Raw genomic sequence first — 13,049 nt, 5'->3', positions numbered from 1 at the left:
CAGCTCCTATAACCGTTTAATCCTTAGATATCACTATACCCTAGGCTTTTTAATGCACGCTCATCATCAGACCAACCGCCTTTGACTTTAACCCAAAGGGTGAGCATGATCTTTTCTTCGAACATTTTTTCCATATCAGCACGTGCATCCATACCAATTTTTTTCAACTTTGATCCTTTTTCACCGATGACAATGGCTTTTTGCCCAGGGCGATCAACAAAAATCGTAGCATCAATATAGGTACAAGCAGGCTTCATACGACCAGTTTTCTCATTTAAAGTCGCTTCTTCTGTTTTAAACGATTCAATTTGAACCGTTAAATCATATGGAAGCTCTTCACCCAGTTGACGCATGATTTTTTCACGAATAATTTCAGAAGCTAAGAAGCGTTCAGAACGATCTGTGAGTTGATCTAGTGCATACAATGGTGGTTGAAACGGTAAGTATTTTTCGATCGTATCTCGAAGATGATCAAGGTTAGCGCCACGCAATGCCGATACCGGAACGATCTCAGCAAAATTCATTAATTTAGTACGTTCTTGAATTAGTGGTAATGCCTGATTTTTATTCTCAAATGTGTCCAATTTATTAATGACCAAGATGACAGGCATTTCGGCATTTTTGAGCTTCTCAAGGACTAACTCATCATTTTGAGTCCATTTGTCAGCGTCTACAACAAATAGTACAAGATTTACATCACGCAAGGCTGAATGAGCTGCACGATTCATCATTTTATTGATAGCACGGACTTCTTTCTTATGCATTCCAGGGGTGTCAACAAATACTGCCTGAGATTTCTCACGCGTATCAATACCCACAATCTTGTGTCGAGTTGTTTGAGGCTTACGAGACGTAATCGAAAGCTTCTGACCCAAAATATGGTTCATTAATGTAGATTTACCTACATTCGGACGACCTACAATTGCTACAAAGCCACTTTTGTAGTCTGAGGGAATTGTAGTACCTTGAGAACTAAAAAATTGATTGATTAAATCATTGCCGCTGTCTTGCGACTCGTGATCAGCATCGATGTGATCGGAATGAGTAGTCATGAAGACTTTTGCTCCAAAAATTTTAAAATTTCCGCCGCTACTGCTTGCTCAGCAAAACGACGACTTGAACCCTCACCCATACATTTTGGCAAGCCTTCAACCATACACTCCACTTTAAAATGTTGGTTTGGTGCATCACCCTGAATATCAACAACCTCATACACTGGGAGAGGTTTTTTACGAGCTTGAAGATACTCTTGTAAACGGGACTTAGGATCTTTCAATTGATCTGTTGGTTCAATATGATCTAAATAAGGTTCATACCATTTCAACACAATTGATTCTAACAACTTTAAATCTTGGCTATCAGTATAAATTGCACCAATAATCGCTTCGACTGTGTCAGCGAGTATCGACTCTCTATGATGACCACCAGATTTTAATTCACCAGTACTGAGTATTAAACTCTGACTAAGTTTCAAATCTGTTGCAATTTTGCCTAACGCTTCTTGTCGAACCAAAGTAGCTCGCATACGCGTCAGACGACCTTCGTTTTCATGTGGATAAGCATGATAAAGGTAATTGGCAATAATCATACCTAACAATGAATCGCCTAGAAACTCTAGGCGTTCATAGTTATGTTTATGGCTAACCGATCGGTGTGTCAATGCAAGTTGAAGTAATTCAATTTTCTTAAACTGATAACCGATGCGACTCAGTAAGCGAGAATCACTTACTTTGAACTGACCTTTGATCAAAACTTTTCTCGAATGTGAGGACTAAATCAATATTAAATAAGAATGGCTTTCTTACTTCATATTTCTTTGTCACTTGTAAACCTTGTTTAGATTTGACAGTCGCAATATCTTTAAACTCAATGTCACGGATATTGTTCATGCTAAATTTCTGCCCCATTGTTGAAGCAAACTGTTGTGGTGTTGTCGCCTTTGAGCTGATTGCAACTTGCTCTTCAATCAATTGATTGATTAGTCGGTCATCCCAATAAGGCTGCCACAATGCTACGAGCACTTTAAGTCCAAATGCCGCAACAATTACCCCTAATAAAATCGCTGTATACGATGCACCACGTTGAGTGTTACGCATTTTTTATTATCCATATATTTGAAGATTACTGAATTTGACCATTACGACTGAATGATGGCAATTTCAAACCAGCTTCTTTATGCATCCATACATAAATTGCTTGTCCTGTTAAATTTGCCTCAGGTACGAATCCCCAGATTCGACTATCAGCACTCTGATCACGGTTGTCACCCATGGCAAAGTAATATCCTTTCGGAACAGTTACTTCCCAGCTTTGACCATTTGTTCTTACAAAGCGATCATTCGCAGTGGCAACATAAGGAAGATCTTGTTTGGTTTGTGCATAATTAAAATGCGCAATAATCGGGTTTTGACCTTCCAAATTACGAACCAAATACTTATGATCACCTAAAGTTTCATAATGATAAATTGAATTTGGCGTGTCTGAAACATCTTTTTCACGATTAAATTCAGTCGATTCCGTTACAACTTTTTCACCATTGATGGTTAATTGATTATTCTCAAAAACGATATGATCACCAGGTAAACCAATAATACGCTTAATATAGCTAATTGATGGGTTTGGTGGATATCTAAATACCGCCACATCACCACGTTCAGGCTCATTGACATTCAATACTTTGGTGTTGCTAATCGGTAAACGAACACCATATTGATATTTGTTCACCAAGATATAATCACCCGTTTCCAATGCCGGAACCATGGATTCAGAAGGAATATTATAAGGTTCAAAGAAGAATGAACGCAGCACTAACACAACTGCAAGTACAGGCCAAAAATCATATGCCCATGTAATAATGAAATTTTCATTCCCTTTTCCTTTGGTTGCTCTTTGTTTGAGCACCAATTTATCCAGCAACCATAATCCAAAAAAGATTAGGGTTGCAGGTACGAGAATGAGGTTAAAATCAAAATCCATGGGATATTCCTTGTTGTTATCGCTCTACTTTTAAAACAGCTAAGAAAGCTTCTTGTGGGATCTCTACACTACCCACCTGTTTCATACGTTTCTTACCTTCTTTCTGTTTAGCGAGAAGTTTCTTCTTACGTGAAACGTCACCACCATAACATTTTGCCAATACGTTCTTACGCATTGCTTTTACTGTTGAACGCGCGATAATTTGAGCACCAATCGCAGCTTGAATCGCCACATCAAACATTTGACGAGGAATCAAATCTTTCATTTTTTCTACAAGTGCAATACCACGATGACGCGCATCTTGACGGTGACAAATCATTGCCAATGCATCAACTTTTTCACCATTGATCAAGACATCTACTTTTACAAGAGAAGAAGACTCAAAACGGATGAAGTTATAATCTAATGATGCAAAACCACGTGAACATGATTTCAATTTATCAAAGAAATCCATCACGACTTCAGCCATTGGTATCTCAAATGTAATGGCTACTTGGTTTGCCATAAACTTCATATCTTTTTGAACACCACGTCGTTCAACACACAACGTCATTACATTACCAAGATATTCTTGTGGCACAAGGATATTACATTCTGCGATCGGCTCACGAAGGTCTTCTACAGTAGATCCATCTGGCATTTTTGATGGACTGTCGATATAAACTGTCTCACCACTCTTCATGACAGCTTCGTAAATTACAGTCGGTGCCGATGAAATCAGGTCTAGATCATATTCACGCTCTAAACGCTCTTGAACAATCTCCATGTGCAGCATACCCAAGAAACCGCAACGGAAACCAAATCCTAATGCATCTGAACTTTCAGGTTCAAAGAATAATGCTGAATCGTTAATTTGCAGTTTTTGTAATGCTTCACGGAAAGGTTCAAATTCACTCGAATCAATTGGGAATAAACCAGCATATACCTGTGGTTTAACTTTTTTGAACCCAGGTAAAGTTTCTACTTCCGGCGTTGTAGCAAGTGTAATCGTATCACCAACTGGCGCACCAAAAATATCTTTGATACCAGCAATCACAAAGCCGACTTCACCTGCTTCTAAAATATCAGTTTCTGTATGTTTAGGATTGAAAATACCGACAGAGGTAATGATGTGCGTTTGACCTGTTGATTTCATCAACATTTTATCGCCTTTACGCACACGACCTTGCTTAATACGAACTAAGGATACAACACCTAGATAGTTGTCAAACCATGAGTCAATAATTAAAGCTTGAAGCGGCGCTTCACGGTCACCCGTCGGAGCAGGAATGGTATTCACAAGTGTTTCTAAAACACCTTCGATTCCTAATCCAGTTTTAGCTGAACACGTAGGTGCTTCAGTTGCTTCAATTCCGATAATGTCTTCAATTTCTTGAATAACACGCTCTGGTTCAGCTTGAGGTAAATCAATTTTATTGAGTACTGGAAGAACCTCAAGACCTTGCTCAATAGCTGTATAACAGTTTGCAACTGACTGAGCTTCAACACCCTGAGCTGCGTCTACAACTAAAAGTGCACCTTCACAAGCAGCAAGCGAGCGCGAAACTTCATATGAGAAGTCAACGTGCCCAGGTGTATCAATAAAGTTCAGTTGATATTCTTCGCCATTTGGGTGTGTATAATAAAGCGTCACAGATGCAGCTTTAATGGTAATCCCGCGCTCACGCTCAAGCTCCATTGAGTCTAGAACTTGCGCTTGCATTTCGCGATCTTGCAAACCACCACAGGTCTGAATAAAACGGTCAGCTAAAGTTGACTTCCCGTGATCAATGTGAGCAATGATCGAAAAGTTACGTATATTTTTGATATTTACGGATTTTTTAGCTTGCGCCATGGGTTACCTTGAACAATAAATTGCGCTATGCATGAAATAAAAACTACATAGCAAAAGCTGTTTAACAAATTGCGGACGATTATAGCAGATGGATTTTTCAAAGTATTCATAATAATGAACACCATGTGGTGAAATATTTAATTCGTCCGACTCAAGCAATTCTTTAGACAGCGGATAAAGAATAATCTTGAGTGAAATCCAAAGGATTTAATACCTCAGAAATAGGCTGATAAGCTTGAGTAAATGTTGGAGATAATCGTTTAGGTCTGCCTGTCGCAATCTCTACACAGGCCCATTTGGTATTTCCCATAAATAATAATGATTGGTCTGAAGGTCTAAAAAAAGCGTACTGACGGAATGAATACATCGCATTCAAATCATTAAGCCAAGTTCTTAAAATAATTTCATCATTTTCAAAACACGCCTTTCTGTAATTCATGTGATGCTCAACTGCAACCATGGCATGTTTGAGTTCTAGATATTGCTCAACCCCTAAACCCAGTTGTTCAATATGTGCTGTTGCAACATCTTGCATCCATTTTACATACACCACATTATTCACATGACCTAAAATATCAATGTCTTGTGCTGTTGCTTTTATTTTAAGGTCAAAGATTGTACTCACTGTATTCCCTTGTATTGCGTATTCATCATCAACATTCGAAAAGATTTTAATATAATTTTAGGGTTAAATAAAAAAGACCTTGCTATCGCAAGGCCTTTTATTCAATTCATGTTTACTTGATTCTCAATCCGATCATGGCATTTCGCCCTTCACGGATGATACCCACTCGTGCAACTGTATTCGTTTTAAGATTAGCCACCGCTTCCACAAAATCTTGTGTTGTACTTACATTCTTACCATTAATCGAGGTGATCACATCACCAGCCATAATACGAGATTGTGCCGCCAAACCTCCGCGAACAACCTCTTGAATGTAGACACCACCTTTAACACCAAGACGTGTTTTTTCAACAGGTGCAAGTTCGCGAATCGCAACACCTAGTGTAGGTCCGCGTTTTTTGGCTTCACTTACATTTTGCGCTTGTGCTGGTGTTTCATCTGGTGCTGATCCAAGTGTTGCTGTAATCGTACGTACACGTTCATCACGCAATATTTCTAACTGAATTTTTTGATTTGGCTGTGTTCTATTTAAGTAATTTAATAGCTCACTCGTTCTTGAAATTGCAGTTCCGTTGTACTTCAAAATAATATCATTTTGCTTTAAGCCAGCGCGCTCTGCTGGGGAATTTGGCGCAATTTCTGTAATTAAAGCACCTTCAGGTTTCGGTAGCTTATAAGCTTCTGCAAGGTTACGATCAATCTCTTGTAAATGAACACCAAGATATGAGCGACTGACTTTACCATTTTTCTTTAATTGATCCGCTACATCCATCGCCACATCGATTGGAATGGAGAAAGACAATCCCATATATCCGCCAGTACCACTGAAAATACGAGAGTTCACACCAATCACTTGACCTTGTTGATTAAATAATGGTCCCCCAGAGTTACCAGGGTTTAATGCGACATCGGTTTGAATAAACGGAACTGATGTTTCACCCAACATATTTCGTGATTTGGCACTGACAATCCCCGCAGATGCCGAGTATTCAAAACCAAACGGTGAGCCAATGGCTAGAACAGGTTCTCCAACTCTTAATTGGTCGATATTCCCCGTTGAAAGTGCTGGGTAGTTCGTACCTTCAACTTTAAGTAATGCCACATCAGTACGTTCATCACTACCAATAACTTTGGCATCAATCTCGCGACGATCATTTAACATGATGGTGATTTGTGAAGCATTTTCTACAACATGATGGTTGGTAATCAGGTAACCATCACGGCTAATAAAAAATGCACTCCCAAAACCCGTTTTCTCTTGAGGAGCTTGGCGCTGCGGAATAATAATTTGATTGCCGAAGAATCGTTTCAGTAGTTCAGGTACTTGTTGTTGAAGAATTTCTTCTTGTGTCATTTTCTTAACGACATTCACGCTGACGACACCCGGACTTACTCGCTCTACAAGATTTGAAAAGTCAACGGTAGCCGCCGCTTGAGTTTGCACTGCCGCAGTAAAGACTGCAACAAAAAGTCCTGATGCTATAACGCGATTTTTCATGTTAAGTGAACTCTCATTTATGATTCTTGGATAAAATAATTTTTAGCACAATCAAAATTCTCTGTGCGTAAATAAATGTTTCTATATTAATAGAAAACAATACTTTACTTAAAATATGATTAAAAACTAATAGTTCAAGTGCATAAAAAAAAATTTGATCAATCAAACTCTTGAATTTTGCTTTGAAAAAGAGCCATATTAACGCACTTTTTAAAATTCAGTTTGCGAATGGAAATGCCGAAAAATACAAGTGCGCATCAATTTGATGTGATTATTGTGGGCAGTGGTGGTGCGGGTTTAAGTCTAGCACTCTCATTACCTGATCATTTTAATATCGCAGTGTTAGCAAAATCTCATTTGAAAGATGCCAGTACGTATTATGCACAAGGCGGTGTTGCAGCTGTTCTTGATGAGGCTGATTCTATTCAACAGCATATTGATGACACGCTCATTGCAGGTGCTTATCTCTGTGAAAAACAAGCTGTTCAACACACCGTTGAAGGGGGAAAACCCTCTGTTGATTTTTTACTGAAACAAGGTGTTAAATTCACACTAGATGATGAAGATAACTTGCATCTCACACGTGAAGGTGGTCATTCTCAGCGCCGCATTATTCATTCTGCCGATGCAACAGGGAAAGCAATTTCAACCACTTTAGTTGAACGGGCACAAGAAAAAAACAATATTCACATCTTTGAAAATTACATTGCGATTGACCTCATTACAGCGCATAAGCTGGGGCATTTGAATCAGGAAAATCGTGCTTTAGGCTTATATGCTTTAGATGAGCAAACCGAGCAAGTGCATACTTTCTTAGCACCATTTACTGCACTGGCATGTGGCGGTGCCATGAAAGCATATTTATATACCTCTAACCCTGATATCGCTACAGGCGATGGTATTGCAATGGCATATCGTGCTGGATGCCGCGTCGCTAATATGGAATTTAATCAATTCCACCCAACCTGTTTATATCATCCTCAAGCACGTTCCTTCTTAATTACTGAGGCAATGCGTGGTGAAGGCGCTTATCTTCGTTTACCTGATGGCGAACGCTTCATGCTTCGTTTCGATGAACGTGCAGAGTTAGCACCACGTGATATTGTAGCTCGAGCTATCGACTACGAAATTAAAAGATTGGGTATACGACATGTATGGCTAGATATTACCCACAAATCTCCTGAGTTTATTAAAGAGCACTTCCCTACGTTGTATGCTCGCCTACTCGAGCTGGGTATTGATATCACCAAAGATATGATCCCAGTTGTGCCAGCAGCGCACTACACCTGTGGTGGTGTCGTAGTCGATGAACATAGTCAAACGGACATTCAAGGTCTATATGCGATTGGTGAGACGTCTTATACGGGTTTACACGGCGCCAACCGTATGGCAAGTAACTCACTTTTAGAATGTTTTGTTTATGGCATGAGTGCAGCAAAGCATATTCAAGATCAACATCAAAATATTATAGATCACTATGAAGTTCCTGAATGGGATGCTTCTCAAGTCATGAATCCTGATGAAGACGTTGTCATTTTACAAAACTGGGATGAGTTACGTCAGACCATGTGGAATTATGTAGGTATTGTACGAACGACCAAACGATTAGAGCGTGCATTACATCGTGTTGAAATGCTCAAACATGAAATCACCGAATATTATCAAGATTATCATGTCAGTAAAAATCTAATTGAGCTTCGTAACCTTGTACTCGTTTCTGAGATGATTATTCGTTGTGCGATGCAAAGAAAAGAATCACGCGGATTACATTACACTTTGGACTATCCTGAGCCTTCGCAAGAATTACGGAAAACCGTACTCACCCCGCCAAACTTTGAAGTGGAAACACCTTTAGTTGAGGTTTAAGTTCAACATAAAAAAGCGAGTTTGAACTCGCTTTTTTATGTCCTTTTGGGAGGAATTGAGTAAGTCCCAGTAACGTGCGCTATAGGCTCATCGTCCCCTACAGAGTACAAGTAAACCTCTCCGACAACTAGAGCTTTGCCAACTTTCATTAATTTACAAACACCCTTGATGTCACAACCACCTTTGGGTTTTCTAAGAAAGTTAATATTCATATTGGTTGTCACTGTAAGACCTACAATACCAATTTCTCCCAGTATTGCGATATACAACCCATAATCGGCAGCTGTCATCATGGTCGGACCTGAAACTGTCCTTCCAGGTCTTAAATCATTTTCATCAACATGATAAATGACTGTAGCACCACGTGGCTCTACCGATACTATTTCACATTTTTGGAGACTTTGTGGAAATTCGGTTTGTAGGAATTTGAGTATTTCTTCTTTATTACTGATCATATTGAGTCTAATCGTTTTTCCATAAACAATGACTCAATATAAATCATATTTGCATCTTTTAATTAGCATTTATGCTCAGCTTTCCATGAACTAATTCGTTCAATTGCATCATTAAATACTTGCTCAGGACTTTGTGTTGCATCAATACGCTTAACACGATTGGGTTCTAACTGATGTAATTCAGCAAATCCTGCGCGTACTTTTTCAAAAAAAGCTGCTTTTTCTTGTTCAAACCGATCCAATGCTCCACGCGCACGCGCTCGTTGCATTCCGAGTTCAGTCGGAGCATCCAACCAAAATGTTAGGTCAGGCATTTTTAGAACAAAGTTTTGGTTTAAAAGCGCTAATTTTTCACGGCTTAACCCACGACCTGCACACTGATACGCGAAACTGCTATCACAAAAACGGTCGCATAACACGATCGAACTATTTTCAAGTGCAGGCATTATGACTTGTTGCAAATGTTGCGCTCGAGCTGCGTACATTAATAATAGTTCAGTATCATTACTCATTCTTTCTTCATGATTCACTGTCAGAAGTACGGAACGAATTTGCTCAGCGAGCGGAGTACCACCTGGTTCACGAGTTAGAACAACTTGCTTTGATTGCTCAAGGAAGTAGTCACGAATTTTATGAATCAATGTCGTTTTACCAACACCTTCTGTGCCTTCAAAGCTAATAAACACGTCTATTTTACCCCTTATTTTTTAGATCGAATCACAGCAAGATATTCTTGAACAGCGCGATTATGGTCATCTAGATTGGTACTGAATTTGTGACCTCCATTACCAGTCGCCACAAAATAAATATAGTCAGAATGATCTGGATGCATTGCCGCTTCGATCGCTTTATCACTTGGTAATGCGATCGGTGTTGGTGGCAATCCGTAAATCGTATACGTGTTATATGGTGTTGGCGTTCTTAAATCTTTACGGGTAATGTTACCCGTATATTGATCGCCCATACCATAAATGACGGTTGGATCAGTTTGTAAACGCATACCAATTTTTAATCTACGAACGAATACGCCCGACACTTTATCTAACTCATGATCAACATTGGTTTCTTTCTCAATGATTGATGCCATGATCAGCGCTTCATATTTATTTTTATAAGGTAAATCAGAAGCTCGATTTTCCCAGGCTTTATCTAGCGCCTTCATCTGATGTTGATACAAATCAGTTAAAATTTTACGATCTGTTTCACCCTTTGCAAAAAAATAAGTATTTGGCGCAAATAAACCTTCTGGATGTGAAAATGGAATATTCAATTCCTTTAATATTTCTGCATCGCTCAAATGAACCAGCTCTTTCGTCACCAATTCATCATTTTTAAGTGCATTTTTTAACTGCTTAAATGTTGTACCCTCAATGACCAAAATTCGATTCAATTGTGCATTTTCAGAATTTGAAATCATGTCTAGAACTTGACGAACACTCATTCCCGCTTTGACCTCATAGACTCCAGCTTTCATGCTGTCATGAATCATGAATCGTTGATAAACCTTTAAAATAATGGGAAATGAAACTTGCTTATTTTGAGCTAAACGATCAATAAATTGTGAGTAAGTATCACCATGATTAATCGCGAGCATTTGCTTTTTACCCTCTACAGGATAATCCTTCCATAGACTTGTAGATAGAATCATGGTTGCAAGCAACATTAGGCCTGCAATAATGAGTAAAAGCGCTTTAGGTTTAAAGGATGTCTTGCTGTTCTTTTTCTTTGTTGATTTCTGAGGAGAGGACATAAGCTTTAAATCTGATTAAGTTGAAGGTGGTGAAAAAGATCAATACACGCTTGTGTATCTAATCGACGATCATCAAGGCAAGAGGCGATTTTCATTGGGTGGAGCGCATTACAATAAAATACACTTTGAATGTGAGGAAGCTCATTCAAATCAATTACTCTTTTTTGGAACGTTATACCATAATGATTCATGCGCTCCAAAATTTCAGCACGCATCACCCCATGAACGCCATTATAACGAAGTTCAGGGCAAATCCACGTATCAATCAATCGTATAAAGCAGTTGCTGCTGATTCCTTCAACAATATAGCCTTGCACATCTGTAACTAAGGCTTCTTGAAAACCCTTCTCATCAGCTTCCTGCTTTAGTAACACTTGTTCTAACCGATTCAGTGATTTAATTCCCACCAATTGTGGCATGGTTAAACCCATCGCTCGCTCAAGTAAACCACTCACAATGACTTCATAGTGATGATCAGTCACGTTTTGCGGATAATAATACAACCAAAGATCTGCTGAATGATGAGGTAAACTGTATCCTCGTTGCCCCTCGCCTCGACTCAGTACAATTTTAATGGTCCCGTTTAATTGATCATACTTTTGCTGTAAATACTGGATAGACTCAGAAATATAGTCAAGATTAGCTTGAAGTGACAATCGCTCAATGGCGGTATTCAATCTTTTTAAATGACGTTCAAATAATTCAATTTTATTATTTCGAATTCTCGCCGTGGTAAAACAGCCATCTCCATAATGGAAGCCTCGATCAAAAATAGATATTGCATCCATTGGCTTGGCATTTTTTAAACAGATCATTTCAAGCAACCTCATTCCGTTCTCATAGTGTAAAAAGTCACTCACAAAATGAATAGCTGTTTTGATCATAACTTTTTCATTTCTTCTTATTTTTTTATTTTAAAAAATTTCCCTATGCTCAAATCATCAAAAAACGACAAACACATAGGAATAATGATGCGTTCTTTTAATATTGGGGTCATTGCAGCTTTACTTTCAGTCACTTCTGTTTCTACACTCGCAAAAGATTTTTTAAATGTTTCATATGATCCAACTCGCGAACTTTATGACAACTTTAATAAAGAGTTTGGAGCATATTGGAAAAAGCAGACTGGTCAAGATTTGAATTTTAAACAATCCCATGGTGGATCTGGTAAACAAGCGCGTGCGGTCATTGATGGCCTAGATGCAGACGTCGTGACTCTCGCACTCGCAGCAGATATTGATGCGATTGCTGAAAAAACCAATTTATTACCAAAAGACTGGCAGAAAAAATTCCCACAGAACTCTACACCCTATACCTCAACCATCGTGTTTTTAGTCAAAAAAGGCAATCCCAAAGGGATCAAAGACTGGGGAGACTTGATTAAAAATGATGTGGGAATTATTACGCCAAACCCTAAGACGTCAGGTGGTGCACGTTGGAATTACTTAGCAGCATGGGCTTGGGCAAAACACCAACCCGGCGGTAACGATGCTAAAGCACAAGAATTTGTACGACAAATTTATAAAAATACTAAAGTGCTAGACTCTGGTGCACGTGGTGCAACAACAACTTTTGCAGAGCGTGGCATTGGAGATGTACTCCTAGCTTGGGAGAATGAAGCGCATTTAGCACTTCGTGAACAACCTGGAAAATTTGAAATCATTACACCAACACTTTCCATTCTTGCTGAGCCCCCTGTAGCAATTGTTGAGAAAAATGCGCAAAAAGATGGCAACCTCAATGTAGCAAAAGCCTATTTGAATTATCTGTATTCGCCAGCTGGTCAAACCATTGCTGCCAAAAACTTTTATCGACCACGAAATGCAACGGTACTTTCAAAATATCAATCCGTGTTTAAACCTTTAAAATTAGTCACGATTGATAAAGAGTTTGGAGGTTGGACAAAAGTCCAAAAACAACATTTTGATAATGGCGGGATATTCGATCAAATTGTCAAAGCAAACAGTAATAAATAAATTAAGATTTAAGCTTTAACTAATGGCTTGCCGATCATATTCATGATCGGCATTTTTTTAACAACACAA

Annotated in this window: 13 protein-coding genes; 2 read left to right on the top strand and 11 right to left on the bottom strand. The window is 38.8% G+C overall.

Annotated features, from left to right (window positions below; genetic code table 11):
* Positions 1-23: 23 nt before the first annotated feature.
* The 7 genes from era to AC1M9C_RS06570 form a co-directional block, all read right to left on the bottom strand.
* On the bottom strand, positions 24-1,052 hold the full coding sequence (gene era, locus AC1M9C_RS06600; RefSeq protein ID WP_035267178.1) for a GTPase Era: 1,029 nt from the start codon (positions 1,050-1,052) through the stop codon (positions 24-26).
* Positions 1,049-1,750, bottom strand: coding sequence for a ribonuclease III (rnc, locus tag AC1M9C_RS06595; RefSeq protein ID WP_035267179.1), 702 nt, complete (start codon positions 1,748-1,750; stop codon positions 1,049-1,051). Before rnc ends, era begins: the two co-directional genes overlap by 4 nt.
* Entirely contained in the window at positions 1,722-2,096 is a 375-nt protein-coding gene (locus AC1M9C_RS06590) for a DUF4845 domain-containing protein (RefSeq protein ID WP_035267180.1), read from the bottom strand. The genes rnc and AC1M9C_RS06590 overlap by 29 nt, the downstream gene beginning before the upstream one ends.
* 25 nt (positions 2,097-2,121) lie before the next feature.
* Positions 2,122-2,976: a signal peptidase I gene (gene lepB, locus AC1M9C_RS06585; RefSeq protein ID WP_481591419.1), complete on the bottom strand. Its 855-nt coding sequence runs from the start codon at positions 2,974-2,976 to the stop codon at positions 2,122-2,124.
* 16 nt (positions 2,977-2,992) lie between these two features.
* On the bottom strand, positions 2,993-4,810 hold the full coding sequence (lepA, locus tag AC1M9C_RS06580; protein WP_035267184.1) for a translation elongation factor 4: 1,818 nt from the start codon (positions 4,808-4,810) through the stop codon (positions 2,993-2,995).
* Positions 4,811-4,973: 163 nt separating this feature from the next.
* A complete protein-coding gene (locus AC1M9C_RS06575) occupies positions 4,974-5,435 on the bottom strand; it encodes an acyl-CoA thioesterase (protein WP_481953410.1) in 462 nt (153 codons plus the stop codon).
* Between the two features lie 112 nt (positions 5,436-5,547).
* A complete protein-coding gene (locus AC1M9C_RS06570; protein WP_481953409.1) occupies positions 5,548-6,933 on the bottom strand; it encodes a Do family serine endopeptidase in 1,386 nt (461 codons plus the stop codon).
* A 234-nt stretch (positions 6,934-7,167) separates the two neighbouring features.
* Here AC1M9C_RS06570 and nadB point away from each other — a divergent pair, with 234 nt between their 5' ends.
* Positions 7,168-8,799: an L-aspartate oxidase gene (nadB, locus tag AC1M9C_RS06565; RefSeq protein WP_481597361.1), complete on the top strand. Its 1,632-nt coding sequence runs from the start codon at positions 7,168-7,170 to the stop codon at positions 8,797-8,799.
* Between the two features lie 35 nt (positions 8,800-8,834).
* Here nadB and AC1M9C_RS06560 read toward each other — a convergent pair whose 3' ends face one another.
* From AC1M9C_RS06560 to pabC, 4 genes are all read right to left on the bottom strand, one after another.
* Positions 8,835-9,254: a PaaI family thioesterase gene (locus AC1M9C_RS06560; protein ID WP_481953408.1), complete on the bottom strand. Its 420-nt coding sequence runs from the start codon at positions 9,252-9,254 to the stop codon at positions 8,835-8,837.
* 62 nt (positions 9,255-9,316) lie between these two features.
* The gene (tmk, locus tag AC1M9C_RS06555) at positions 9,317-9,940 is read right to left on the bottom strand and encodes a dTMP kinase (protein WP_035267194.1); all 624 of its coding nucleotides are present in this window, start codon (positions 9,938-9,940) and stop codon (positions 9,317-9,319) included.
* A 14-nt stretch (positions 9,941-9,954) separates the two neighbouring features.
* Positions 9,955-11,004 (bottom strand): endolytic transglycosylase MltG, encoded by a 1,050-nt coding sequence (gene mltG, locus AC1M9C_RS06550; protein ID WP_481953407.1) that lies wholly within the window; start codon positions 11,002-11,004, stop codon positions 9,955-9,957.
* A 5-nt stretch (positions 11,005-11,009) separates the two neighbouring features.
* Positions 11,010-11,819, bottom strand: a complete 810-nt coding sequence (gene pabC / locus AC1M9C_RS06545; RefSeq protein WP_481953421.1) for an aminodeoxychorismate lyase — start codon at positions 11,817-11,819, stop codon at positions 11,010-11,012.
* A 156-nt stretch (positions 11,820-11,975) separates the two neighbouring features.
* On the opposite strand from pabC, the gene AC1M9C_RS06540 reads away from it, so the two are divergent.
* Complete coding sequence (locus AC1M9C_RS06540; RefSeq protein WP_481953406.1) at positions 11,976-12,980, top strand: sulfate ABC transporter substrate-binding protein; 1,005 nt, start codon at positions 11,976-11,978, stop codon at positions 12,978-12,980.
* Positions 12,981-13,049: the final 69 nt, after the last annotated feature.

The sequence above is a fragment of the Acinetobacter sp. 24-47-39 genome (assembly GCF_056783825.1).
This window is presented reverse-complemented; position numbering and strand designations above follow the sequence as displayed.

Excerpts from the sequence above, each read along its gene's own strand:
- AC1M9C_RS06540 (WP_481953406.1), top strand. The coding sequence starts at position 11,976 with ATGCGTTCTTTTAATATTGGGGTCATTGCAGCTTTACTTTCAGTCACT.
- AC1M9C_RS06590 (WP_035267180.1), bottom strand. The coding sequence starts at position 2,096 with ATGCGTAACACTCAACGTGGTGCATCGTATACAGCGATTTTATTAGGG.
- era (WP_035267178.1), bottom strand. The coding sequence starts at position 1,052 with ATGACTACTCATTCCGATCACATCGATGCTGATCACGAGTCGCAAGAC.
- lepA (WP_035267184.1), bottom strand. The coding sequence starts at position 4,810 with ATGGCGCAAGCTAAAAAATCCGTAAATATCAAAAATATACGTAACTTT.
- lepB (WP_481591419.1), bottom strand. The coding sequence starts at position 2,976 with ATGGATTTTGATTTTAACCTCATTCTCGTACCTGCAACCCTAATCTTT.
- AC1M9C_RS06570 (WP_481953409.1), bottom strand. The coding sequence starts at position 6,933 with ATGAAAAATCGCGTTATAGCATCAGGACTTTTTGTTGCAGTCTTTACT.
- AC1M9C_RS06560 (WP_481953408.1), bottom strand. The coding sequence starts at position 9,254 with ATGATCAGTAATAAAGAAGAAATACTCAAATTCCTACAAACCGAATTT.
- pabC (WP_481953421.1), bottom strand. The coding sequence starts at position 11,819 with ATGATCTGTTTAAAAAATGCCAAGCCAATGGATGCAATATCTATTTTT.
- nadB (WP_481597361.1), top strand. The coding sequence starts at position 7,168 with ATGCCGAAAAATACAAGTGCGCATCAATTTGATGTGATTATTGTGGGC.
- mltG (WP_481953407.1), bottom strand. The coding sequence starts at position 11,004 with ATGTCCTCTCCTCAGAAATCAACAAAGAAAAAGAACAGCAAGACATCC.